This is a genomic window from Janthinobacterium sp. (assembly GCF_009923995.1).
In the GTDB taxonomy this organism is placed as follows: Bacteria; Pseudomonadota; Gammaproteobacteria; order Burkholderiales; family Burkholderiaceae_D; genus Janthinobacterium.
The window spans coordinates 1-25566 of sequence record NZ_RFSK01000029.1 but is presented as its reverse complement, the minus strand read 5'-3'; the positions used below and the strand labels follow the sequence as shown (position 1 = coordinate 25566).

At 64.4% G+C, this 25566-nt stretch carries 21 protein-coding genes; 6 read left to right on the top strand and 15 right to left on the bottom strand.

Features of this window, described 5'->3' with window-relative positions; all coding sequences use genetic code 11:
- Positions 1 to 125 precede the first annotated feature (125 nt).
- Complete coding sequence (locus tag EBS11_RS15525; protein WP_071322477.1) at positions 126 to 1778, bottom strand: CTP synthase; 1653 nt, start codon at positions 1776 to 1778, stop codon at positions 126 to 128.
- 247 nt (positions 1779 to 2025) lie between these two features.
- On the opposite strand from EBS11_RS15525, the gene EBS11_RS15520 reads away from it, so the two are divergent.
- Positions 2026 to 2433: a PRC-barrel domain-containing protein gene (locus EBS11_RS15520; protein ID WP_290604094.1), complete on the top strand. Its 408-nt coding sequence runs from the start codon at positions 2026 to 2028 to the stop codon at positions 2431 to 2433.
- 68 nt (positions 2434 to 2501) lie between these two features.
- Here the strand turns inward: EBS11_RS15520 and EBS11_RS15515 are convergent, their stop codons facing one another.
- From EBS11_RS15515 to EBS11_RS15495, 5 genes are all read right to left on the bottom strand, one after another.
- Entirely contained in the window at positions 2502 to 4757 is a 2256-nt protein-coding gene (locus tag EBS11_RS15515) for a TonB-dependent receptor (protein ID WP_290604092.1), read from the bottom strand.
- Positions 4758 to 4810: 53 nt separating this feature from the next.
- On the bottom strand, positions 4811 to 5629 hold the full coding sequence (locus tag EBS11_RS15510; protein ID WP_290604090.1) for a TonB family protein: 819 nt from the start codon (positions 5627 to 5629) through the stop codon (positions 4811 to 4813).
- Positions 5630 to 5655: 26 nt separating this feature from the next.
- A complete protein-coding gene (gene exbD / locus EBS11_RS15505; RefSeq protein ID WP_290604088.1) occupies positions 5656 to 6081 on the bottom strand; it encodes a TonB system transport protein ExbD in 426 nt (141 codons plus the stop codon).
- Between the two features lie 3 nt (positions 6082 to 6084).
- Positions 6085 to 6852 carry a tonB-system energizer ExbB gene (gene exbB / locus EBS11_RS15500; RefSeq protein WP_290604086.1) on the bottom strand — a complete coding sequence of 256 codons (768 nt, stop codon included), beginning with the start codon at positions 6850 to 6852 and terminating at the stop codon, positions 6085 to 6087.
- A 175-nt stretch (positions 6853 to 7027) separates the two neighbouring features.
- A complete protein-coding gene (locus EBS11_RS15495; protein WP_290604084.1) occupies positions 7028 to 7939 on the bottom strand; it encodes a ChaN family lipoprotein in 912 nt (303 codons plus the stop codon).
- Between the two features lie 297 nt (positions 7940 to 8236).
- On the opposite strand from EBS11_RS15495, the gene EBS11_RS15490 reads away from it, so the two are divergent.
- Both EBS11_RS15490 and EBS11_RS15485 read left to right on the top strand, forming a co-directional pair.
- Positions 8237 to 9553, top strand: a complete 1317-nt coding sequence (locus EBS11_RS15490) for an FAD-linked oxidase C-terminal domain-containing protein (RefSeq protein ID WP_290604174.1) — start codon at positions 8237 to 8239, stop codon at positions 9551 to 9553.
- Between the two features lie 134 nt (positions 9554 to 9687).
- Positions 9688 to 10152: a hypothetical protein gene (locus tag EBS11_RS15485; RefSeq protein WP_290604082.1), complete on the top strand. Its 465-nt coding sequence runs from the start codon at positions 9688 to 9690 to the stop codon at positions 10150 to 10152.
- A 23-nt stretch (positions 10153 to 10175) separates the two neighbouring features.
- Here EBS11_RS15485 and EBS11_RS15480 read toward each other — a convergent pair whose 3' ends face one another.
- Both EBS11_RS15480 and EBS11_RS15475 read right to left on the bottom strand, forming a co-directional pair.
- On the bottom strand, positions 10176 to 10652 hold the full coding sequence (locus tag EBS11_RS15480; protein ID WP_290604080.1) for a GNAT family N-acetyltransferase: 477 nt from the start codon (positions 10650 to 10652) through the stop codon (positions 10176 to 10178).
- Positions 10653 to 10691: 39 nt separating this feature from the next.
- Positions 10692 to 13847 (bottom strand): error-prone DNA polymerase, encoded by a 3156-nt coding sequence (locus tag EBS11_RS15475; RefSeq protein ID WP_290604078.1) that lies wholly within the window; start codon positions 13845 to 13847, stop codon positions 10692 to 10694.
- 96 nt (positions 13848 to 13943) lie between these two features.
- On the opposite strand from EBS11_RS15475, the gene EBS11_RS15470 reads away from it, so the two are divergent.
- Entirely contained in the window at positions 13944 to 14729 is a 786-nt protein-coding gene (locus EBS11_RS15470; RefSeq protein ID WP_290604076.1) for a PhzF family phenazine biosynthesis protein, read from the top strand.
- Between the two features lie 177 nt (positions 14730 to 14906).
- Positions 14907 to 17309, top strand: a complete 2403-nt coding sequence (locus EBS11_RS15465) for a TonB-dependent receptor (protein WP_290604074.1) — start codon at positions 14907 to 14909, stop codon at positions 17307 to 17309.
- 66 nt (positions 17310 to 17375) lie between these two features.
- On the opposite strand, the gene EBS11_RS15460 is transcribed toward EBS11_RS15465, so the two are convergent.
- Positions 17376 to 18221, bottom strand: a complete 846-nt coding sequence (locus EBS11_RS15460; protein WP_290604072.1) for a hypothetical protein — start codon at positions 18219 to 18221, stop codon at positions 17376 to 17378.
- A gap of 415 nt (positions 18222 to 18636) precedes the next feature.
- Between EBS11_RS15460 and EBS11_RS15455 the strand changes: the two genes are divergently transcribed.
- Positions 18637 to 19239, top strand: coding sequence for a 2-hydroxychromene-2-carboxylate isomerase (locus EBS11_RS15455; protein WP_290604070.1), 603 nt, complete (start codon positions 18637 to 18639; stop codon positions 19237 to 19239).
- A 2-nt stretch (positions 19240 to 19241) separates the two neighbouring features.
- Here EBS11_RS15455 and coaD read toward each other — a convergent pair whose 3' ends face one another.
- The 6 genes from coaD to EBS11_RS15425 form a co-directional block, all read right to left on the bottom strand.
- Entirely contained in the window at positions 19242 to 20390 is a 1149-nt protein-coding gene (gene coaD, locus EBS11_RS15450; protein ID WP_290604068.1) for a pantetheine-phosphate adenylyltransferase, read from the bottom strand.
- A gap of 94 nt (positions 20391 to 20484) precedes the next feature.
- Positions 20485 to 21819: an ATP-binding protein gene (locus EBS11_RS15445; protein ID WP_290604172.1), complete on the bottom strand. Its 1335-nt coding sequence runs from the start codon at positions 21817 to 21819 to the stop codon at positions 20485 to 20487.
- A gap of 2 nt (positions 21820 to 21821) precedes the next feature.
- Positions 21822 to 22481 carry a response regulator transcription factor gene (locus EBS11_RS15440; protein WP_076568048.1) on the bottom strand — a complete coding sequence of 220 codons (660 nt, stop codon included), beginning with the start codon at positions 22479 to 22481 and terminating at the stop codon, positions 21822 to 21824.
- A gap of 127 nt (positions 22482 to 22608) precedes the next feature.
- Positions 22609 to 24120 carry a Do family serine endopeptidase gene (locus EBS11_RS15435; RefSeq protein WP_290604064.1) on the bottom strand — a complete coding sequence of 504 codons (1512 nt, stop codon included), beginning with the start codon at positions 24118 to 24120 and terminating at the stop codon, positions 22609 to 22611.
- 307 nt (positions 24121 to 24427) lie between these two features.
- Entirely contained in the window at positions 24428 to 24898 is a 471-nt protein-coding gene (locus EBS11_RS15430; RefSeq protein ID WP_290604062.1) for an Hsp20 family protein, read from the bottom strand.
- Between the two features lie 281 nt (positions 24899 to 25179).
- The coding region (locus tag EBS11_RS15425) for a carotenoid oxygenase family protein (RefSeq protein ID WP_290604060.1) at positions 25180 to 25566 on the bottom strand (387 nt) is incomplete at its 5' end.

The following is a 25566-nucleotide window of genomic DNA, read 5'->3' as shown; positions in this document are numbered from 1 at the left end:
TAAGCGTAACAGGGCTGCACACTGCGTTCTGATGCGCAATTGCACAAAGTGGGTAAAGAAACTCCCGGCGCAGACTGACGGGCCGGGAGCTGTCTTTCAGGTAATGCTGTCGCTGTCGACCCGCGTTATTCCGCGGCCGCGTTGGCTTCCTTGTGCGCCAGCGCTGCCTTGATGAACGAGGTAAACAACGGATGGCCGGTGCGTGGCGTGGACTTGAACTCGGGATGGTATTGCACGCCCATATACCATGGGTGGGCATTTTCACCCGTGCGTGGCAATTCCATGATCTCGCACAAATCTTCGCTCGGCGTGCGGGCCGAGACGATCAGGCCAGCCGCTTCGACACGGGCCAGGTAGTGATTGTTGGCTTCGTAGCGATGGCGGTGACGCTCGGTCACCACGCTGCCGTAGATCTCGGCGGCGAGGGTGCCCGGATTGACGGCGCAGGTCTGCGCGCCCAGGCGCATGGTACCGCCCAGGTCCGAGTTTTCATCGCGCAACTCGACTTTACCATCGTGGTTTTGCCACTCATTGATCAGTGCAACGACAGGTTGATCCGTATCAAGGTCGAACTCGGTCGAATTCGCGTTCGGCATGCCAGCCTTGTTGCGCGCGTATTCGATCAGGGCCACTTGCATGCCCAGGCAGATGCCCAGGTAAGGGATCTTGTTTTCACGGGCAAACTGGGCCGCCTTGATCTTGCCTTCCACGCCGCGCTTGCCGAAGCCGCCCGGTACCAGGATGGCATCGTACTTGCCCAGGCCGTCGCAGCCCGTCGTTTCGATTTCTTCCGAATCGATGTACTCGATGTTGACGCGGCTTTCCGTGTGGATGCCGGCGTGGCGCAGCGCTTCGATCAGCGACTTGTACGATTCCGTCAGCTCGACATACTTGCCGACCATGCCGACGGTCACTTCCGCCTTCGGATGTTCCATCGTGTAGATCAGCTTGCTCCAGATCGACAGGTCGGCCGGTGCCGGATCGAGGTCCAGCGCGTCGCAGATGATCTTGTCGAGGCCCTGATCGTGCAGCATCTGCGGCACTTTGTAGATGGTGTCGACGTCCCACACGGAAATGACGGCGTCTTCCTCGATGTTCGAGAACAGCGAGATCTTCGCGCGCTCGTCTTCCGGGATGGCGCGGTCGGCGCGGCACAGCAGCGCATTCGGCAAGATGCCGATTTCGCGCAGCTTTTGCACCGAGTGCTGGGTCGGCTTGGTTTTCAGTTCACCGGCCGAGGCGATGTACGGCACCAGGGTCAGGTGGACGAAGGCCGTGTTCTTGCGGCCGGCGCGCAGGCTCAGCTGGCGTGCCGCTTCCAGGAAGGGCAGGGATTCGATATCGCCGACGGTGCCGCCGATTTCGCACAGGGCCACGTCGTAGCCTTCGGCGCCACGGCGGATGTAATCCTGGATTTCATTGGTGATATGCGGAATCACCTGCACGGTCTTGCCCAGATATTCGCCCCGGCGTTCCTTGCGGATCACCGATTCATAGATCTGGCCGGTGGTGAAGTTATTCACCTTTTTCATGCGGGTGGAGATGAAGCGCTCGTAGTGACCGAGGTCGAGGTCGGTTTCGGCCCCGTCGTCGGTGACGAATACTTCACCGTGTTGCATAGGGCTCATCGTGCCAGGATCGACGTTGATATACGGGTCGAGCTTGAGCATGGTGACTTTAAGGCCGCGCGATTCGAGGATCGCGGCGAGGGAGGCGGCGGCAATCCCTTTACCAAGGGAAGACACAACGCCACCAGTGACGAAGACAAATTTGGTCATTGCAGATGGTGCCGAACGGCACGTGCGGGAAATTGAAATTATACACTAAAGCCCGCCTTCGGCGCTCCCCGCGCGCGGAAATTTGCGCCAAATGACGACTATCCATCCCTCTCCTGCGGTCTACGCACAACAAAATTGCATGCTGGCAATAATTGAAATATTTCCAATTCCACATGTTGTGTGGGAGACCGAACAGACCCTGCCACGCCCTGGCCGCACACTGGGATTTTTCAACAGGAGGTCTATCATGAGCTACGAAGAACGCGACGCCTACGGCATGTATGTCAACCGCGGCCACAAAGGCCCCGGCCCCGAACTGATGGGTGCGGACACCCTGATCGGCGACCACGTGCACAACGCCAAGGATGAACACCTGGGCGAAATCAAGGAAATCATGATCGACATGCGCAGCGGCAAGATTGCCTACGCCGTCATGTCGCACGGCGGTGTCTTCACCATCGGCGAGAAACTGTTCGCCGTGCCATGGGAAGCGCTGCTGCTCGACACCGTCAACAAGCGCTTCACCCTCAACGTCGACAAGGAACGCATCGAAAACGCGCCCGGCTTCGACACGGACAACTGGCCGAACATGGCCGATACCACGTGGGTCAATACCATCCACAGCTACTACGGCACCACGCCGCGCGAGTATTAATTAACCCGAAGCGGAGGGCCGGGGTCGTACCCTCAGGGTACGACCCCAGTATTTGCACTTGGGTTTGCTTAAAAACGGTATTCCAGCCCCGCCACATACGTCCTGCCCCGCGCCGTGCTCATCGGCGTATTGTCGTTTGACTGCGAGGGCATGGAATTCAGGCGGTTCAGGGCTTCCGAGTAATCCTTGTCCATGGCATTCTGCACCGACAGGCGCAGGAACAGGTTTTTCGTCACCTGGTAGCTGGCGTACAGGTCGATCACGGCCGGAATCTTCGGGTTGTCCACCTTTGTCACTTCCCCCGTCACCGCATCGGCCTCGTTGTCCGGCGACAGGCGGCGGTTCGCGCCCGTGTGCTTGATGATGGCGCCGAGCTCCATCTTGTTATCCAGCAATCGGGTGCCCACGTCGAGGTTGTAATACGTGCTGGGCAGTTCGCTGATGTCGGACGCGCCAAACCACGCGCTGGCGATCGAGGTGGGCTGGCTGGTCTTTTCACGCGTGTACGACAGGCGCGCATAGGCCGGACCCAGCTGGTACTGCGCTTCCAGTTCCCAGCCGCGCGTGTGCACGGGCGTGGCCGAGTTAATGTAGATATACATGTTCGTCACGTACGCGTCGACGGTTTCCCAGTCCGTGGCGATCACTTCCGCCATATTGCACTTGCGGCCGTTGTCGCAGACGAGGAAGGACTGGCTGGTGATGTAGCCGTCGATCTTGCTCTTGAAATACAGGGCCTTGAAGTTCAGCGCGTCATTGGCGCCCAGCAAGCCGTGCAGGCTGCCATTCAAGCCCAGCTGGTACGTCGTCGCCTTCTCGCCCTTCAGAAACGGGTTCATCGACGCCCCGCCGTCGTTCGAGAAAAACACCTCCTGCGGGTTCGGCCCCCGCATGGTGCGCTCGGCGCTGGCGAAAGGCTGGAACCACGGCGCCACCTGGGCAGAGACGAGCAGCGAGGGATTGATGCCGTGCTCGTTGAGCGCGATATGCGCCGCCCCTTGCGGGAAACATTTCACGCGCTCGTCGCAGGCCGGCTTGTAGCCCGTCAGCTCGAAACGCGTGTAATTGAGGCCCCCGTTGAGCTGGTAGATGCCGCGGTTGTATTGCAGTCCCGCATACAGGCTGTCGACCTTTTGCTTGCCGGCGGGGCCAAAGGTATTGTTTTCGATCGATTGCTGGTTGGCATCCGGGTTGTCGGGATCGTCGACGAGGCTTTCCACATGCTTGCTGTATTCATTGCGCATCAGCTTGCCGCCCACCGTCACCAGCGCGTCGCCGCCCGCCAGCTTGAAGCTGCTGGTGTTGTTGATGTCCACCGCGTCGGCGCGGTTGGCCGCGTTGGTATTGATGAAATTGGTCAGCGCCTCGGGCATGTATTTCTGGTTGCCACGGCTGCTGCTGGCCATCACATTGAGGTCGATCAATTCGGAAAACGGCGTGTAATGGTATTTTACGTAGTAGTCATTGCTTTGCATGTCGCGGCGCGTAAACGTGTTGCGGTAATCGCGCGCCGACAATTCCAGCGCGTGGAAGTCGCTCAGTTTCAGGTCCAGCTTGAGCAGCTGCGACTTCGGTTTCTGCTTGTAATAACGGTTGTAGCCGAAGCCGAATTCCTCGCTGTCCGTGCCCTTGCCATTCTTGTAGTTGTTGCCGATCACGCTGGCGCTCGTGGCCGCCATGAAGCCCACGCTGCCGCCGTCGAAGGCGGAATGCTTCATGCCCACGGCCAGCATGGCGCTGCGTCCCATGCCATTGCTGCCGGCGGACAGCTTCGTGCGCGCCCCCACCTTCTCGCCCGCGAACACCACGTCATCGACGCCGATGGTGCGGAAGTTGGCGCTGCCGCCCAGCGCGTTGACGCCGTCGCCACCCACCGCATTGCCGCGCGACACATCCACGCCGATGATGAAGTTGGGGTCGATCAGGGCGCCGAACTGGCTGCCGGGCACGCCGCCATGGGCCACTTCCGATGGCGCGCTGCCATAGTAATTCTGCGTCACGCCATCGATCATGGTGTTGACCCGGCCAAAGCCGGACAGGCCGCGGATATTCACGCTGACGGCCCCCTGCGCCGGATCGATCTGGGTAAACGTGCCCGGCATGCCGCGCAGGATCTGGTCCACGGTCTGCAAGCGCGTATCCGGCCCGCGCGCGCTGACGGCGCCCGGTTTTTCCAGCGCCTGCTGTTCCACGGAAATGGTTTCACCCGATACATTGAGCGGCGAAAATTCCACCTTGCCTGCCGTACTTTCTTGCGCCTGCGCCTGCTGTGCCAGCAACGCCAGGCAAACACCCACGGCTTGCGCCATTGTCTTGATATGCATACACCCTCGATTTGTTATGGATAGATTTTTCTGATGAAAAACAATCGGCATCCTCATGCCTGGTCCTGTCCTGTTTCCAGCTTGAACGAGACGGGCAAGGTGACGGTCACCGTGCCCTGGTGCAGGACATTGCCGGGCGGCGCCGGCAACGGTTGCGCGCGCTGCAGCACTTGCAGCGCTTCGCGGTCCAGCAGCACCGTGCCCGACGACGTCACCAGCTCGCTGGCCAGCAGCTTGCCGTCGCGGTCCACCTGGAAGCGCACCCACGCGGCGCCGGCCCGCTTGCGCTGGCGCGCGTCGCCCGGATAGCGCTTGAAGCGGGCCAGATGGCTGAGCACGCGGCTTTGCCAGCTGGCGGGGGCCGCGCTGGCCGGCGGCGTGTCGCTGTCGAACGGCGCCGCCTGCGGCCCGCGCACGGGGCTGGGTGCCGGCGTGGCGCTGCTGCTGGCCTGGGCGGGCACGGAAGCTTCCTTGGCGGCATCCTGGCCCGGCTCCGCCGACGGACTGGCCGCCGCCTTTTCCTCTTTTTCCGCCGCGACGATCTCCGGCGCGGCGGCCCGCGCCAGCACGGGCACGGCTTCCTGCCGCGTCGCACTGTCGGGCGGTCGGGCGGCGCTGGCGGCGGCCGACCGGCGCGCCCCTGCCGCGGCCGCCTGCCGTGTTTCCGGCGACATCGCCTGCGCGGCAAACACCACCATCACGCTGGCGGCCGGATTGGCGGGCGCCACGGCGACAGGCTGCCAGCTGGCCCACAGCAGCAGCGCCAGGGCAACCGCCGCCACCAGCGACGTGGCGATGCCCCAGCTCAGGAAGGGACGGGGCGCCAGCGCCGGCAACGGCGCCGATGCCGATGCCGTTGCAGATGCCGGCACAAGGACGCGTGAAAATATCGGCGAACTCACCCGCCCTCCCGGCCGACCAGGCCCACTTTCAGATAACCGGCCTGGCGCAGCGCATCCATCACGCCCAGCACGTCTTCATACGCGGCCTGCTTGTCGGCCTGGAAAAACAGGGTGCGCTGGCGGTCGCCGCCCGTCTGCGCGTCCAGCAGGCGGCCCAGCTGCTCGCGCGCCACGGGCGATTCTCCCAGGTACAGGCTGCGGTCCGCCTTCAGGGAAACAAACAGAGGTTTTTCGGGACGGGGCTCGGGCCTGGCCGTGGCGGCAGGCAAGTCGATCTTCAGGTCGACGGTGGCCAGCGGCGAGACCACCATGAAGATAATCAGCAGCACCAGCATGACGTCGATGAAGGGCGTGACGTTGATCTCGCTCAACTCCGGCATGTCGGCCGTATCGTCGTCCGGCGTGGGAAAAAGACTGGCCATGGCTCAGGCCTGCTTGCGCGTGTCGAGGTCGCGGCTCAGCATCAGCAGCACTTGCGCGGAAGCGGCGCGCAGCTGCGCCTTGTACTGGTTGATGCCACGGCTCAAGACGTTGTAGATGACGACGGCGGGAATCGCCGCCACCAGGCCCAGGGCGGTGGCCAGCAAGGCTTCCGCGATGCCCGGCGCCACTGTCGCCAGGTTCGTGCTCTGGCTGGCGGCAATGCCGATGAAACTGTTCATGATGCCCCACACGGTGCCGAACAGGCCGACGAAGGGCGCCACGGCGCCTATGCTGGCGAGCAAGCCTATGCCCTGCGTCATGCCGCGCACCTGCTGCGCAATCCACTGTTCCTGGCGAAAGCCGGCCCGCTCCTTCAGGGCCGCCGCCGGCGCGCTGGCGTGCGACAAACTCAGCTCCTGCTGCACCTCGTCGAGCAATTGCCGCGCCACCGCGCTGCTTCCCGCGCCGGCGTCCGCCACCCTGGCCGCCGCGTCGGACAAGGACGTGGCCGGCTTGAGCACGGCGACGGCGCCTGCCGCCGCCCGCCGCGCCGCCAGCAGGCTGGCGCCCTTCACCAGCAAGACCACCCAGGTGGCCAGCGCGGCGATCAATAAACCGACGAGCACGCTTTTGACGACCTGGTCGGCGGCGAAAAACATGCCCAGGGGCGACATGTCGTGCGGCAGCGCGGACGCGTGCACGGCGGCTGGCAACAGGGAAAGAGCGGCGCCAGCGGCGACGGCTTTGATACGGAACAAGGGGACTGGCATGGAAGCTTCTACAGTTAACAGGCATGGCTGCGCCAACGGCGCGCACGCGCATGCAAAAAAGTCGGACGGACTACCTGGCTGCTACGGAAGAGCTTGCTGGGGGGAGAGTGCCGGGCTGAACGCCCGGCGGTATCAAACGGGTGACGTCAGGGACAGCGGAGCGACGTCAAGCGCATTACTTGGCGCTGGCGACGGCGGGTGCCACGACCGGCGTGTACCACACGAAATCCGCCTGCGGTGCCTGCACGGCGGCGCCCTGCTGCGCCAGGACGAGAACCAGCGGCGCGGGGCCGCCCGTCAAGTCCTGCACGTGCAGCGGCACGCCCAGGTCCTTGTGCGCATGGTAGGCGCCGGCGATCAGCACGGCCGGCGCGGGCGCGGCCAGCAGGCGCTCGGCCATGCGGCGGTCGCGCTGCTGCTGCACCGACAGCATGGCGGCCAGGCGCGGCGCGTCGATCTGGTTGTCATGCATGACGCGGATGATGTCCTTCAATTTCTCGTGCACCTTGCCGTCGTTGGCCAGGTTGCTGTGCTTGCCCTGCACGGCCGGCTGGTCGATGAACAGTTGCTTGATCTCGCTGCGGTCCAGATTGGCCGACCAGACGGGATACGGCGCGCGCATCACGGTCATCACCAGGTCGCCATATTGCTCCCACTTCCAGTTCGGCTGCCAGGCCAGCAGCTCGGCCACGTGTTCGGGACGCACGACGGGGTCCGTCTGCAGCCATGGCTTGACCTTGTCCACCTTGGCTTGCTGGTCGGGATTCAGCATTTCCAGCAGCACGCTGCCTTGCGGGCGCTGGCCCTGCAATTGCTGCAGCAGCCACTGCTCGATCTGGTGATGGCTGAGCTGGTCATGCTGTTCGCCGATGATGACGCGGGGCGCGGCGGCCAGCCGGGCCAGCAATTGCTCGGCGCTGACGCGCTGGCCGCTGCGCAGGTCGACGATCTCGCCCAGCTGGCGCACGTCTTGCGCAGTGGCAGTGGCCGTCGTGGCGGCGCCGCCTGCCGGCGCTACGCTGCTGCAGGCGCTCAGGGCCAGCACGCAGGCGGGCAGGACGGTGGCGAGGGACAGGGGGAATTTCATGGGCGGGGCCTTTCGGGTCAACGCTGCGGGTCAGATGATACATTGCAAAATAACTACTGGCGGGCATTCTAATAGAAATGATTCTCATTTACAACCAATGCACGCCTATCCAGGGAAATTTTTTTGCCACTGGTAAAAATCAACGGTGACGGCCCCGGCGCAATCGCCGGGCGCGGAGTAGAATAAAAAAAACGGAGGACTTGCGTGAATCAAACTGACCAGTTGGCGGTGCTGAAAAAACCGCTGCCAGTATCCCTTGCTGCCGTACTTTCCCTGATCTTTGCCGACCGCTTTTCCATGACGCAAGCCATGCGCGACCACCATGGCCGCGACGAGTCGAGCTATCCCCCCATGCTGCCCGATGCCGTCATTTTCGCTCATTCCACCGAGGAAGTCGCGGCCGCCGTCAAGCTGTGCAGCGCGCACGACGTGCCCGTCATCGCCTACGGCAGCGGCACCTCGCTCGAAGGTCACGTGCTGGCCCTGCATGGCGGCGTGACGATAGACCTGTCGCACATGAACCAGATGGTCGCCGTGCATGCTGAGGACTTGACGGCCACCGTGCAGGCGGGCGTGACGCGCAAGCAGCTGAACGAGGAGCTCCGCGACACGGGCCTGTTCTTCCCCATCGACCCGGGCGCCAATGCGTCCCTCGGCGGCATGGCCGCCACGCGCGCCTCGGGCACGAACGCCGTGCGCTACGGCACCATGCGCGAAAACGTGCTGGCCCTGACGGTGGTGACGGCGGACGGGCGCATCATCAAGACGGGGACGCGGGCGAAAAAATCCTCGGCCGGCTACGACCTGACGCGCCTGTTCGTCGGCAGCGAAGGCACCTTGGGCATCATCACGGAAGTGACGGTGAAACTGTATCCGCTGCCGGAAGCGATCTCGGCGGCCGTGTGCTCGTTCCCCGGCACGGGCGAAGCCGTCAATGCCGTGATCCAGACCATCCAGATGGGTATTCCCGTGGCACGGGTCGAGTTTCTCGACGAGAACGGCGTCAAAGCCATCAATGCCTACGACAAGATGGCCCTGCCGCAAAAGCCATTATTGCTGTTCGAGTTCCACGGCACGCCGGCCGGCGTGAGCGAGCAGGCGCAGCTGGTGCAAGCCATCACGGCGGAACATGGCGCCAGCGATTTCGCCTGGGCCAGCCGCCCCGAAGAGCGCTCGCGCCTGTGGGCCGCGCGCCACAACGCATACTTTGCCCTGCTGCAGATGCGCCCCGGCAGCCGCGCCATTTCCACCGATTGCTGCGTGCCCATTTCGCGCCTGGCCGAATGCATTCTCGCCACCCAGGCCGATTGCGAGGCGCAGGGCCTCGTCTATGCCATCATCGGCCACGTGGGCGACGGCAACTTCCACGTGCAGATGCTGGTCGATCCCGATGACCCGTCCGACATCGCCCGCGCGGAGAAGGTCAACAGCGACATGGTCACGCGCGCCATCGGCATGGACGGCACGTGCACGGGCGAGCATGGCGTGGGCATGCACAAGATGGCCTTCCTCGTGGAAGAACATGGCGAAGGCGCCATCGACACCATGCGCGCCGTCAAGCACGCGCTGGACCCGAAGAACATCATGAATCCAGGCAAGATCGTCAGGTGGTAATGCGTCAGACAGGTCAAACGCATGCAGGGGGCGTAGCCTGGCCGGCGGTCCCTTGCTGCCATCGCTAGGCTCTGGTCGCTTGATGGTGTAATGTGGCGCGTCTGGTATTAAAACCAACCTTTTCAGGATCAACGATGAGCATCTCAAAAGCCCTTGCCGCCGCTATCTGGATATGCGGTATGGCCTATTATTCCGTCCATACCTTCCCGGACAAGCTGCTTCACGGTTTTGATTTATCGCGCGATTATTGGCTTTTACTGGCACAAATCCTGGCCGCCGCGCTGTTCGCCAGCAAAGTCAGCGGATATCCATTCCAGGTGCCGTCGCTGGCCGCCAAAGTGGACGCACGATGTGGCCCCGGCGCCTATGCGAACTTCATCGCCGATGTGAAGCCATTATTGCTGTTTGGCGTCAGCGGTCTTGTGTGCGGATGCAGCCATTTATTTCGACACTATCAGGAACCGGATGGCCGGACACTGTTCCTTGCCGCTGCCATGTTCAGCTGGGGAATCGCCTTCCTTGTTGGCAGAATCATTCTGCAAAAGCGCGGGCTATTGATGGAAGTGCGCACAGATATGCGACGGGCACCAGGTCGCTGAGGTCCCCGCTCCTGGGTGGAAAGTCAATCCAGTGCCATGCACATCGGCACGAAGGCGATGCCATCCATCTCCACCTTCGGCCCGGTGGCGACAAAGCCCAGGCGCGCATACAGGGGCAAGGCATACAGGGAGGCGTTCACCGTAAAGCCCGTCGTATTGCCGGCGGCGATGGAAGCGTCACGCGCCGCCTGCCACAGCCGGCGCGCCATGCCGCGCCGGTGCAGCGCGCGCGGCACGAACATGTGGAACAGATGCGTGTTGTCGCGCATGGCCACCACACCGGCCAGTTCGCCATCGATATGCGCGAGCTGGTAGGCGTAGCGGCTCTGCGACAGATAGCCTTCGATGGCCGGCTGGCGGCAATGCTCGATGAACTTTTCCGCTCCCGCACCGTCCGGGTGCAGGGTTAAAAAAGGCATCAGGTCGTCGATCAGGGCGACGATGGCGGGCGCGTCCGCCACCAGGGCGGGACGCAGAGTCGGTTCGGGCAAGGGTGTCATGCGTAAATCATGCCATGCCGGCATCCTTTTATACAACACTCAGCAAAAATCGCGGCTGCTGGTGCGCAAGCGTCCCAGCAAATGCGACATGTCGACCAGGCGCTTGGCCACCAGGTTGCGCACGATGCCTTCCTGCTGCCACACGCCGTACACGCCCAGCAGCGGCGCGCTGAGCACTTCGCGCCGCTGGCTTTCCACGAGGTCCGGCCAGACGATGACGTTCACCGTGCCCGTCTCGTCTTCCAGGGTCATGAAGACGACACCCTTGGCCGTGCCCGGGCGCTGGCGCACGGTGACGATGCCGCAGGCGCGCGCCACTTGCCCGTTGGTATAACAGCTCAGCGTGGAAGCGGGCAGGAAGCGCTGCGCCAGCAACTGCGTGCGCAGCAGCGCCAGCGGGTGGCGGCCCAGGGTCAGCCCCTGGCTGCGGTAGTCGCTGACGATGCTCTCGCCTTCCGAGGGGGCGGCCAGCACGGGCGCGTCTTCCTCTGGCGTGGTGGCGCGCAGCAAGTCCCTGTCGGGCACGGCGCCGGCCGCCTGCCACAGCGCCGCGCGCCGGTGGCCGGCCAGCGCGTGCAGCGCGTTGCCGGCCGCCAGCACCTGCAAGTCATGGCGGTCCAGGCCGCCACGACGCGCCAGGTCGGCCACGTCGGCAAAAGCGGCGATGGCGCGCGCATCCTCGATGCGCTGGGCCGCCTCCGCGCGCATGCCGAACAGGCTGTTCAAGCCCAGGCGCACGGCGGGCGCGGCGCCCTGCCCTCCCTGCCCTCCCGGCGCTTCCAGCGCCGCCTCCCAGCCGCTGACGGCCACGTCGACGGGCAACACGGGCACGCCATGGCGGCGCGCGTCCTGCACCAGCTGCGAGGGGCTGTAAAAGCCCATGGGCTGGCTGTTCAGCAAGGCGCACAGGAAGGCGGCCGGTTCGTGGCATTTCAGCCAGGAACTGGCATAGGTCAGCAAGGCGAAGCTGGCCGCGTGCGACTCGGGAAAGCCGTATTCGCCGAAGCCCTCGATCTGGCTGAAGATGGCCTTGGCAAACGCTTCTTCATAGCCATTGTCCACCATGGCATCGACGATGCGGGCCTCGTAATTATTCATGCCGCCCTTGCGTTTCCAGGCTGCCATGGCGCGCCGCAGCTGGTCCGCCTCGCCGGGCGTGAAATCGGCGGCGATGACGGCCACCTGCATCACCTGCTCCTGGAAGATGGGGATGCCCAGGGTGCGCCCCAGCGCCTTTTCCAGCCCCTTGGGATAGTCGACCGGCTCCTTCCGCTGGCGCCGCTGCAGATACGGATGCACCATGCCGCCCTGGATGGGGCCGGGACGCACGAGCGCCACTTCGATGACGAGGTCGTAGAATTCGCGCGGGCGCAGGCGGGGCAGCATGCTCATCTGCGCGCGCGACTCGATCTGGAACACGCCGATGGTGTCGGCCTCGCACATCATGTCGTAGGTGGCGGGGTCTTCGCAGGGAATGTCCTGCATGCGGAATTCTTCGCCGCGCCGCGCGCCGACCAGCTCCAGGGCGCGGCGCAGGGCCGACAGCATGCCCAGCGCCAGCACGTCCACCTTCATCAGGCCCAGTTCTTCCAGGTCATCCTTGTCCCACTCGATGACGCTGCGCCCGGCCATGGCCGCGTTTTCGATGGGCACCAGGCGCGACAATTTCCCCTGGGCGATGACAAAGCCGCCCGGATGCTGCGACAGGTGGCGGGGAAAGCCCAGCAGCTGCTGCGCCAGGGAGGCCCACTGCTGCGACAGCTCCGCTTCCGGGTCCAGTCCGCATTCGGCCAGGCGGTTCAACAGGTCGTGCTTGCCGTCGAACCAGCGGTGCGCCTTGGCCACTTTTTCCACGATGGCCAGGTCCACGCCCAGCGCCCGGCCGCTGTCGCGCAAGGCGCTCTTCGGCCGGTAGCTGATCACCACGGCCGCCAGCGCGGCCCGCTCGCGCCCATATTTGCCGTAGATATACTGGATGACTTCTTCGCGCCGCTGGTGCTCGAAATCCACGTCGATGTCGGGCGGCTCGTTGCGCTCGCGCGACATGAAGCGCCCCACCAGGCAATTGCCGCGCGCCGGGTCCACTTCCGTGATGTGCAGGCAATAGCAGACGGCCGAATTGGCAGCCGAGCCCCTGCCCTGGCACAGGATGTTTTGCGCGCGCGCAAAGCGCACGATGTCGTAGACGGTCAAAAAATAGGCTTCATACGACAGCTCGGCGATCAGCGCCAGTTCCTGCTCGATCTGCTCCTGCACGTTGGCAGGAATGCCCAGCGGAAAACGCACGCGCGCGCCCGCATACGTTTCCTCGCGCAAATACGTCGCCGTCGTGTGGCCATGCGGCACCAGCTCGTCCGGATAGTCATAGCGCAGGCTGTCGAGCGAGAAGGTGCACTGCCTGGCGATGCGCAGGGTTTCCGCCAGCGCTGGCGGCGGATACACATTGGCCAGGCGCAAGCGGGCGCGCAGATGCTGCTCCGCATTTTGCGTCAGCGCATAGCCGCACTCGCCCACGGGCTTGCCCACGCGGATGGCGCACAGGGTGTCGAGCAGGGGCTTGCGCGAGCGCACGTGCATGCACACGTGGCCCACGGCCACCACGGGCAAGCCCTGCGCCTGCGCGGCTTCCTGCACCACCAGGCGGTGGGCGTCATCCTGCGCCCGCTGCAACAGATTCAGGCCTACCCAGCTGCGCTCGCCGCCAAAGGTGGCCGCCATCCACGCGCCGTGCGCGCGCAGCGTCTCCGGCCGGGCCGGATAGCCGGGCAGCAAGATCATCAGGCAGCCGGGCAGCCCCCGCAAATGGGCAAACTCGGCCGACGGCGCGGCGAAATCGTCCGGCGTCAGCAGGTAGCGCCCCTTGGCCGCCCGCGTGCGCGCCATGGTGATCAGTTCCGACAGGTTGCCATACCCTTCGCAATCCCGCACCAGCGCCAGCAGGGACGGCCCCGGGCTGCCATCGGCCTGCGTCAGGTGAAAATGCGCGCCGATGATCAGCGGGAAACCGGCCCGCTTGGCCACGGCATGGGCGCGCACGACGCCGGCCAGCGAACACTCGTCCGTGATGGCCAGCGCGTGGTAGCCCAGCTGGACGGCGCGCGCCACCAGCTCCTGCGCATGCGAGGCGCCCTGCAAAAAGCTGAAATTGGTCAGGCAATACAACTCAGCATACTCGGGTAAGACTGCGCCCCACATGATCTACCTCAATACTGTATATAAACACAGTATATTATACTCATCCGGACACTCCCTTCTCGGTTATGCTGATGTTTTACCTTTGCCGCGACTGCCATGATCGTCCACCTGTTGAAATGCTTCGGCGCCGAACCCGGCGGCGGCAATGCCGCCCTCGTCGTGGAAAACCACCACGGCAGCGAAGCCGAGCGCCAGGCCTTTGCCCGCGCGCGCCAGGTCAGCGCCTGCGTCTTCATCGACCGCCAAACGGACGGCAGCATCGTGCTCGACTATTTTTACCCGCACACGCGCAGCCCCCTGTGCCTGCATGCCACCCTGGCGGCCGCGCATGTGCTGCTGGCGGCGCCCGGCGGCCCGGCCACCTTGACGGTTGCCACCGCCATGCGCGGGCAAGCCTTGCAGCTGCTGCGCAGCGAAGAAGGACTCTTCATCGGCCTGGCGCCGCAGCCGGCGCCTGCCGTCATGGTGGAAAAGCACGTGCCGTCGGAACTCATGGGCCAGCACATGCACCTGCTGTCGCCGCCCGTGATCGCCTCCGTCGGCAGCCCGAAGCTGCTGCTGGAAGTGGCCGACCGCACCACCCTGCGCGCGCTGCGGCCGAACCTGGAACTGATCGCCGACTGGAGCACCCTGCACCAGGTCAGCGGCTGCTATGCGTATTGCCGCGTCGGCGAAAACGCATATGAGGGACGCAACTTCAACCACCTGGACCCGGCGCTGGAAGACAGCGCCACGGGCGTGGCGGCGGGCGCGCTGGCACTGCATTTGCAACAGTCGCTGCGCCTGCACCAGGGCCACGTCACGCAGCAGCCCTGCCTGATCCAGGTGCAATACCACCAAGGGGAAATCCGGGTAGGCGGCATGGTGCAAATGAGCACCTGAACGGGGCGTCGCGCACCAGCGCAAGGCAAGCCTGCCGATGAGCAAAAGATAAACAACCAGGAAACAACAGTTACAGCAAATTTGTAATAACAAAACAAAGTATCGCTGGTGAATGATGAAATGATGGCACTAGAATCAAATCACGAATCTTGCTCATCAGCCACTTGGAGATACTGCGTGCCGACCCTCACCACCTTGCGTCAAGCCATCCTCGCCAGCCTGTACGGCAGCGCCGCCCTGGCCGCCTTCAGCCCCGCCGCCATGGCGCAGAGCAACGATCCGGCGGCCACGGACGGCCCCGTGCAAACGGTCAGCGTGGTCGGCTCGCGCCGGGTCGCCAGTTCCGCCACGGACACCATGGTGCCGGTCGATATCATCCCCATTTCCAAGGTGGCCGAGCAAGGCGGACAGTTTGACCTCGCGCAAACCCTGCAATACATTTCCCCCTCGTTCAACTCCACGCGCCAGACGGGCGCGGACGGGGCCGACCTGATCGATTCGGCCGCCCTGCGCGGTCTCGGCTCGGACCAGACCCTCGTGCTGGTGAACGGCAAGCGGCGCCACACGACGGCCCTCGTCAACCTGTTCGGCGCGCGCAACCGCGGCAACACGGGCACGGACATGAATGCCATTCCTTTGCTGGCGATCAAGAACGTGCAAGTGCTGCGCGACGGTGCCGCCGCCCAGTACGGCTCGGACGCCATCGCCGGCGTGATCGACATCGAACTGAAGAAAAGCCTGGGCTGCGAAGCGGTGGCCGGCTACAGCCAGTATTCGGCCGGCGACGGCAAGAATTACCTGACGTCCGCCTACTGCGGCATCGCCCTGGGCGACAAGGGCACCATCGCGATTACCGGCGAATACCTGGACCGGGGCCGCTCGAACCGGGCGGACGCGGACAGCATGCGCATCATCGGCGACACCAAGTCGCAGAACAAGACCCTGTACGTGAATGGCGACTACGCCACCAGTGCCACGGGCAAGCTGTACTTCACGGCCGGCGCGCAAACGCGCGACGCCTCCAGCGCCGCGTTCGGCAGGGGCGGCATCGGCAGCGACGACATCCCGTCGCGCAATTCGGCCGCCATGTATCCGGACGGCTTCGTGCCTTTCATCAATGGCAAGATCGACGACCAGTACGCCACCATCGGCCACCGCAGCCAGATCGGCGAATGGCATGCGGACTTTTCGCAAACCTATGGCTACAACAAGATGCGCTACGACATCAGCCATACCCTGAACGCCTCCATCGCCAACCTCGACCTGTTAAAAGGCGGCAAGGGTGTCAGCGCCAGCAGCTTTGACGCGGGCGGCTTCTCCTTCCAGCAGCTGACCAGCAACGCCGATTTCAGCCGCTACTACGACACGGTGATGCGCGGCATGAACGTGGCCTTCGGCGCCGAATACCGCAGCGAGGAATACAGGATCATGGCGGGCGAGCCGGGCTCCTACATCGACGCGGACGGCGTGGGCGTGGGCGGCAACGCGGGCAGCCAGGGCTTCCCCGGCTTCCAGCCCGGCGACGCCACCAAGGCCAGGCGCCACAGCATCGCCGCGTATGGCGACGTGGAACTGGACTGGACGGAACGCCTGAAGACCCAGGCCGCCCTGCGCTATGAAAAATTCAGCGATTTCGGCTCCACCGTGACGGGCAAGCTGGCCGCCAGCTATAAAGTGGCGCCGGACGTGCTGCTGCGCGGCTCGGCCAGCACGGGCTTCCGCGCCCCGTCCTTGCAGCAAGTGTATTTCTCGTCCACCTTCACGGACTTCATCGGCGGCGTGCCCACGGACGTGGTGCTGGCGCCGAACGGCGGCGCCGTCGCCAACGCGGCCGGCATCCCGAAACTGAAGGAAGAAAAATCCACCAGTTTTACGTTTGGCACCACCTGGACGCCGACGCAAGCCCTCTCCATCACGGCCGACTTGTACAACATCAAGATCAAGGACCGCATCGTGCTGTCGGGCCGCTTCAATGCGGACAACTACCCGGACCTGGCGGCGCGCCTGGCCCTCCTGGGCGTGGGCGAGGCGCAATTTTTCGTCAATTCCATCGACACGCGCACGCGCGGCCTGGACCTGACGGCTGCGCACAAGGGCGAACTGGCCGGCAACCGCCTGAACACCTTCCTGGCCTTGAACCTGAGCAAGACGGAAGTGACGAAAGTCAAGACGCCGGACTCGCTGAAAGGCTATGCAGACGTGCTGCTGTCCGAGCGCGAGCGCCTGTTCATCGAACAGGGCGGTCCCCGTTCGAAAGCCACCCTGGGCTTCGACTACTTCACGGGCAAGCTGGAATCGGACTTGCGCATCATCTATTTTGGCCCGCAAACCCTGGGCACCTTCAGCGGCACGGCCGCCGGCGTGCCGAACGCCCATTATGCGGCCAAGACCTCGGCCGACCTGAGCTTCACCTACAGCATCAGCAAGAACACCAAGCTGACCTTTGGCGGCAACAACATCTTCAACGTCAAGCCCACCGCGCAGAATCCGGACGAAACGGACAACGGCTTCAAGTACGACAGCGTGCAGTTCGGCCTGAACGGCGCCTCCTACTTTGGGCGCCTGTGGGTGAAGTTCTGATCCGCATCCAGCTGGCAAGCGTGCGGCTGCGCCAGCAGGGGCAGCCGCTGTTTTTCCCCGGTCTTTTCAGCGCGCCTCCGATGCGCCCGCCGCCGGCAGCGGCGCCGCCGGCTCCGGCGGGGGCACGTCGCCGCTGCGCTCAGGGCCGGGAACCGCGGCAAGCGCAGCGTTTTCAAAAGTCAAGTCGATCACGCTGTCGTCGTCCCAGTCCCGGTCCCGCAAGGGCGGCGTAAACGACGACGCGTTGAAGGGCACGGGCGCGGTTTTCCCGCCAAAGCTGATCGTCGCGCCGCTGATGGGCCGCGCTTCGGCAAAGCTGTAGGTTCCCTTGGCGGAAACGAAATTGCAAGGGCCGCCCAATGCGCTCATGGCGGTGCGCATCGCGAACGGCAGGGTTTCCTTGTCGATGGCCCAGTGCACCTCGCACGCCAGTCTCAGGTCGCCCAGGCGGCGGCGGGTATCGCTCGTCCCCGCGCTCCTCACGTAGGGTATCCATCTGACGGAACCGGCTTTCCGGTTCAGCGCCAGTTCCGCCGTCGCATACAGCGGGCCTTGCCCGACGGGCAAGGTAAAGATATTCCTCTCCCCCAGCGGTATCGCCAGACCCGCCTCGTCACTCTCCAGCCTGAGCTGGAGTGCGCTCATGTCGACATCGGGACGGCGAGGCTCCAGGATGAATTTCAGCTCTGCCGCAGGTGCCAGGGCATGCTTTTCCTCGAACCTTGCCACGCCTTTCAGCATGGCGCTGTAAGGTTTCCAGTCCGGGTCCCGCATGCCCGCCACATTGACCGACGCCGCCGCCTCCTGCGCGGACAAGGCCGTGGGCGGCGGCGTATCGGCGCCGGCCTGCAGCGAAACGCTGCACAGGCCCAGCAGAAGACCAGCGGTGTGGAAGACCGGCATATTCATCATATTATTTTGCATCTCACCTAAGTGGCAATGACGCCAGAGGCGGCATCGCGCTGTCCATATCGGCGGCAGGCGTCCTGGCCCGGGCGGGCTGCACCGGGAGCGGGCCTGCCAGGAAGAGGGTCGGCATCGACCTCCCGGCTTGTCCTGCATATCCTTTCCTGCGCCGCGCAACATATCTTGCTGTCCTGCGCATCCAGGAAAACATGAGTGTAGAAAAAAGCACGGCGGACAGGCGTTTTTTAAGACAGAGTGCCGATTGGGATGAATGGAATGCCCAAAACCGCTGTCGAACTGGCAGCGCCAGCCGCCATGCGGGAAAATGCCATGGCCGGCCGGCGGCGTTTCCCGGCCCCTGGACGCGTGCGGCATTCCATGTAAGATGCCATCCGAGTCCACCACCATCGAGAGAGATGCCATGCCCCCGGCCACACTGGAATTCTGGTTCGATTTCGGCAGCAACTACAGCTACCTGAGCGTCATGCGCATCGAGGCGCTGGCGCGCGAACGCCATGTGGCAGTGGCCTGGAAGCCCTTCCTGCTGGGCGTCGTCTTCCAGGCCCTGGGCTGGGAAACGTCGCCGTTTGTCTTGCAAAAAATCAAGGGAGACTACGCGTGGCGCGACATGGCGCGCCAGTGCGACAAATACGGCTTGCCGTGGCGCCAGCCTGCCACCTTTCCCCGCACGGCCCTGCTGCCCATGCGCGTGGCCCTCGTCGGCGCGGACCAGGGCTGGATCGCGCCATTTGCCCAGCGCATGATGACGATGAATTTTGCCGCGGACCGCGATATCGACAACGCCGAAGCCGTCGGCGAGGTGTTGCAAGAACTGGGCCTCGATGCAGGCGCCATCCTCGCGCTGGCTTTGACGCAGGACAACAAGCTGCGCCTGCGCCGCCAGACGCAGCAGGCACAGGCCTTGAACCTGTTCGGCGCGCCCAGCTTCATCAGCGGCGGCGAACTCTTCTGGGGCAACGACCGGCTCGAGGATGCGCTGGCGCATGCCGCCGCCCGCGCCTGAGTTCAGCCGCCCGCCAGCGCCGCGATCTCTTTCTGCATGTTGTCGATCGCCCGCTCGTTGTACTGGCTGGCAAAATAAGGATCGCCGAACAGCTGGCCTGCCTGCGCCTTGGCGCACAGGTGCTGCAAAGCCAGGCCCCGCTGCTGCTGGAAGCGCGCGGGCTCCACGTGCGCGTATTCGCGGCCGATGGCGCGCGCATAGGCTTGATACACTTCCTCGTCCTGGCCCAGGATGGCCAGGTCGGCGCTGAGCATGGCATCCTTCAGCGTGTGAGCGATACCCGGCCCCTGGAAGTGGTCCGTGGCGCGGATCAATTGCGCTACATCAAGGTTATCGCCCACGTCGAGGCCGCTGCCCAGCCACAGCTGGGCACTCGCTTCTTCGCTGGAATACAGGGCATCCTCGTCGTGGCCATAGACGGCGTCGTGGAACCAGAAGGCTTTCTTCACCAGCGCGCTGTCGCGCTTGGGCGCATAGGTGTTGTCCGCCCACACGCGGATTTCGGACAGGCCGTGCACCAGGTGGTCGAGGTTGTGATAGTGGCGGTCAGGGCCGCCATACGCCTGCGGCCCCGTCAGGTGCGCGAACCAGTGGTCCGCCAGCGCGATGTCGGCCTGCGACGCGGTGGCGTAGTTCCACAGCGCTTCCCACTCCTTGCGCAGGCAGTCGAGTATCCACGCGTGGTAGGCGGGACCGGGGACGAATTTCTTCATGGTCCAGTTCCAGCCGACGGGGCCTTCCAGCGCCTTGACGAAGCTGGAACTGACGGAACCGAGGTCGCGCGGCGGCATCACGAAGATGGTCTTGGCACCCTGCAGCACGTCCACATTGGTTTGCTGGATCAGGTTTTCATAGTCGAAATCGGCCGTCGTGCGGATGCCGCGGATCAGGTAGTCGCAGCCGTGCTTTTTCGCCGCGCGCGCCGTGTAGTCGCCCTTCACGATGACCACCTGCACATTGTCCCAGCCGCACTCGCGCGCACTCTGCTCGATGATGCGCTTGCGGTCTTCGGCGGGGAACTGCGGTTTCTTGGCGGGGTTTTGCGACAGGAAGACGATCACCTCGTCGGCGAGCGAGCGCGCTTCCCCGATCACCCACATGTGGCCGTTGGTGATGGGGTCGAGGGTGCCTGAAAAGCCGATCTTCTGCATGCTGCGCTCCGTTTGCTTGAATGCTTATTGCGCAGACAATATAGGCCGGCGGCGCGTACGTCAATGCGACATGCCAAAGATACTGGTTAAAACGCTATTTTTTCACGGCTTGCGGGAACTCCACGCGCACGCACAGGCCGCCCAGGCGCTCGGACTTGTCCAGCACCAGGCGCGCGCCATGGCGCTCGGCGATGGCCTTGATGATGGCCAGTCCCAGGCCGCTGCCGTTGGCGTCCGTGCCGGGCACGCGGTAGAAGCGGCTGAAGACGCGCTCGCGCTCCTCGGGCGGGATGCCGGGACCGCTGTCTTCCACGGACAGGGTCACGCCGACGGGGCTGGCGCGCAGGTCGATGTCCACCGTGCCGCCCTGCGGCGTGTACTTGATGGCGTTGTCGACCAGGTTGCGCAGCATGATGTTGAGCGCGTCGGCCTGGCCGGCCACCTTGGCCGGGTCCATATGATGCAGGCCCAGGTCGATCTTGCGCGCCTGCGCGATGCCGGCCATGTCGCCCAGCGCGCGCTTGACGACGTCGTTCAAGTCCACCGCCTGCAGCTGGTCGCCGCTGGCGGCGCTCGCCTCCTGGCGCGCCAGCACCAGCAGTTGCTCGACCAGGCGCGTGGCCCGCTCGATGCCGGCGCTGACGCGGGAAATGGCCAGGCTGCGCTTTTCTTCCGATTCGGCCCGCTCCAGGCTCAATACCTGCAGCTTCAGCGCCGCCAGCGGCGTGCGCAGTTCATGCGCGGCGTCGGCGACGAAGTGCTGCTGCGCGTCGAACGCCGTCTTCACGCGTCCGAACAGCAGATTGAGTTCATGCACGAGGGGCCGCACTTCGTCGGGCAGGCCCGCTTCCGAGACGGGCGACAGGTCGTCCGCCTGGCGCGCCGCCACCTGCTTGCGCACGCGCGAGACGGGCGCCAGCGAACCGCTGACGACCCACCAGACGACGAGCATCAGGATAGGCGCCATCAGCGCGATGGGGCCCACCGTGCGCAGCGCCAGGCTGCCGGCCATGCGCTTCCTGACGGCCATGTCCTGGGCGATCTGCACGGTCTGGGAACTGGTCTGCACGGAAAAGATGCGGTAGGTGGTGCCGTTGGCCTTCACGTTGGAAAAGCCCAGCACGGCGCGCTGCGGCAGTTCCGCGCGCGTGATCGAACGGAACACCTGCACGCCGTCCGGGGTCCACACCTGCACCACCATGTCGTTGTTGACGGGGTCAGCCGGCAAGGCTTCCGCGTGATTGGCCAGCGGCGCGCCCGAGCGCAACGACAGGGCCATCTGCTGCATGTGGTAGTCGAAGATCTGGTCGGCGTCGTACAGCGCGCTGCGGTAGGCGATCGAGGCCTGCGCCAGGGCCGCCATGATGATGGCCGCCAGCAGGAACCACAGCAGGCGGCCCCGCAGCGAGTGCGTCACCGTGACCTTCATCCTCATGCCTTGGGCACCATGTAGCCGAGGCCGCGCACGTTCTGGATCAAGTCGCTGCCCAGCTTCTTGCGCAAGCCATGGATATACACTTCCACGGCATTGCTGTTGACTTCATCCTTCCAGCTGTACAGCTTTTCTTCCAGCTGCGCGCGCGACAGCACGATGCCGGGGCGCGCGATCAAGGCTTCCAGCACGGCCCACTCGCGCGCCGACAGGTTGACGGGATGGCCATCGGCGATCACTTCGCGCGTCAGCGGATTGATGGACACGCCCTGGTGCTCGAAAACGGGTTCCGGGCGGCCCGAGGCGCGCCGCAGCAGGGCGCGGATACGCGCCAGCAGCTCGTCGAGGTCGTATGGTTTCAGGACGTAGTCGTCGGCGCCCGCGTCCAGGCCGGCGATGCGCTGCTCGACGGCGTCGCGCGCCGTGGCGACGAGCACCGGCGTGTCGAGCTTGCGCAAGCGCATCGAGCGCAGCACGTCGAGGCCATCCTTGCGCGGCAAGCCCAGGTCCAGCAGCACCAGGTCATAGGTCTGCGTCTGCAGGGCCGTATCGGCCATGTCGCCATCCTTGACCCAGTCCACCGCGTAGTGCTCGGCGCGCAGCAGGTCGAGCACCACCTCGCCGATCATCGTATCGTCTTCTACCAGCAATAAGCGCATGGCTTGCCTTTCTATTTTGTTATGCTTGCTTTCACCCCAAAAGATGAAAAGCTGGGGTCGGCCCCGACGGGGGAATGTGTCCCGATGGGACACATTCCGCTCACGAAGTGACTGACTCCGGTACTCATTACCCCAGCCGCACGGGAATGAAAATCTTGTCCGGTCCCCGCTGGATCAGCAAGGCCACCGACTTGGCGGACTTGTCGACCACGTCGCGCACCTGCTCGACGGTGTTGACGGGACGGCCATTGACCGACAATAACACGTCGCCCGGCTGCACCCCGGCATTCGCGGCGGCGCCGCCGGCGTCTTCCACCAGCAGGCCGGCGCTGATGCCCGCCTCGCGTTTTTCATCCGATTGTAACGGACGCAGGGCCAGGCCCAGCTTTACCTTGCCCGCGGCGCCATCGCTCTTCGCCACTTCGGCCACCTTGTCGGCGGCATTGCCCAGGGTGGCCGTCAGGCTGACGATCTTGCCGTCACGCCAGACATCCATGCTGATCTTGTCGCCTGGCAAGGACGTGCCCACCAGGGCCGGCAAGTCGGCCGAGCCGATGATGCGCTGGCCATTCACCTTGCGCACCACGTCGCCGGACTTCAGGCCCGCCTTGTCGGCCGGGCTGCCCCGCTCCACGTTGGCCACCAGCGCGCCTTCCGGCGTGGCCAGCTTGAACGAGTCGGCAAAGCCCTGGTTCACTTCCTGCACCGTCACGCCCAGCTTGGCGTGGCTGGCCTTGCCCGTGGCGACGATCTGGTCCTTGATGCGGCCGGCTAGGTCGATGGGAATGGCGAAGGACAGGCCCTGGAAGCCGCCCGTCTGGCTGTAGATCTGCGAATTGATGCCGACCACTTCGCCGCGCGTGTTGAACAGGGGGCCGCCCGAGTTGCCGGGATTCACCGCCACGTCCGTCTGGATGAAGGGCACGTTGCTGTCGTCGGGCAAGGAACGTCCCTTGGCGCTGACGACGCCGGCCGTCACCGTGCTGTCAAAGCCATAAGGAGAACCGATGGCCAGTACCCACTCGCCCACTTTCAAGTCGCTCGAATGACCCAGCGGCACGACGGGCAGGTTGTTGGCGTCGATCTTCAGCACGGCGATGTCCGTCTTCGGATCCGAGCCCAGCACCTTGGCGCGGAATTCGCGGCGGTCGTTCAGTTTAACCGTCACCTCGCGCGCATCGCGCACCACGTGGGCGTTGGTCATGATGATGCCGTCCGGGCTGACGATGAAGCCGGAACCGAGGCCGTGCGTAGGCACGTCGCGGCCGCCCCGCTGTCCGCCCTGCGGCCCCTGGAAGCGGCGGAAGAACTCGAAGAAGGGGTCGTTGCCGAAGTCGTCGTTGCCGGCCTGGGCCGATGGGTCGTAGCCGACCTTGGTGCTGCCCGTGACGCTGATATTGACGACGGCCGGGCTGTTGCGCGCGGCGATCTCGCTAAAGTCGGGCAAGGCCACCAGCGGCGCGGCAGCGGCAGGCGCGACGGCGGCGGCCACGGGGGCGGCGGCACCGGCGGCGGCGTTCGCGCCGGCATTGTTCTGATGTACCACCATGGCGCCGCCGGCGCCCAGCACACCGATCGCGGCCAGCGCGGCTACGGTGCGTTTGATTTTAAGAGATGCGGTATTCGTTTGCTGTTCCATGAATTGCTCCTCATTCAATGAGATTTTGATGTATGCAATAGTGGGCCAGGAGTCTTAGGCGGTGCTTAACATTTTTCCATTTGGAAACAGGCGTTTGCGCCTTTAAGCATCGCTTAATCCTGCCCGCCGCACGCACATCGCATGGCGATCGATGGAGAGTCCGGACGCAGGCCGAACGGTGAGCCGGACGGAGCCTGGACGTGACACTGGCCGGATGAACCGGCCAGTATTTTACTGCATGGGGGGAGAGCTGCCGCGAGCTGGCCGGGCGCCGCAGGGACGCCGCGACCAGCCTGGGCCTGGCCGCTTAAGCGGCCTGGCGCTGTTCCAGCGCGCTGAACGCGGCAGGGCTGCCGGTGCTGGTGCCGATCTCGATCTTGCGCGGTTTCAGCGCTTCCGGCACTTCACGCACCAGGTCGATGGTCAGCATGCCGTTTTCAAACGTGGCGCCCGTGACCTTCACGTGGTTGGCCAGCTGGAAGCGCTGTTCGAAATCGCGGGCAGCGATGCCACGGTGCAAGAAAGTACGCTCGACGCCATCTTTCTGCTTGCGGCCCGTGACGTGCAGCGAATCGCGTTCGGTGATGATATCGATCTCTTCGCGCGAGAAGCCCGCCAATGCCATCACGATGCGGTATTTGTCTTCCGACACCAGTTCGATGTTGTAAGGTGGATAGCTGGGCTGTGCATCGGCGCGCTGTTCATTGAGCAGCTGTGCCAGGCGGTCAAAGCCGATGGCGGAGCGGCGATAGGGCGTAAAATCAAACATGGTGCGCATCTTGAATGTCCTTTCATAAGCAACATTTAGTTTGGGCGGGGGCGCGAGAGGGGGATGGCCCCCGCCCAGCCGGACCCAATGCGGCATCCGGTCCACCCGAGATGGGGGCGCGTCTGAGATTTACAAGTATTATGTTAAATAAAGAGGTCGGCGCAGGCGGGGCTGCGCGCGGTGCCAATCGTCATGCGTGTGGAAATGCCCTGAGCCTGTCGGGCCTTTGCGGGGTGCTGAAGAACCCGCAGGGCCATATCGACAGGCTCATTCCGAACAGGACAGGGCTGTTACGCGCTCGGAACCCAATTGCCGTGGAACCCCGGTGGGATGCGATGCGGTATATGGACCGATGCGACCGGGCGGCCTTCAAATTTCTGTGCATCGAGGATCACGAGATCCGTCGTGTCAGCGGCGGTGTCGATGACATAGCCCATCAGCCAGCCATCATCCTCGGCGCTTGCCTGCGCGCGCGGGACAAAGACGAACTCGCCGGGCACGCGGCCGGGGCCGAAATCATGCACCTCACGGGCGCGATCGACCAGATCCTGCTTGAAGATGCGGGTGCTGCTGACGAAGGACGGGACACCGCCGGCGGGCAGCGCAAGAGTGTAGAGGTAGCGATAAGGCTGCCCCATCAGCTGTTCGTTGGGGCGCGGAAACTCCTGCGCGTCGCT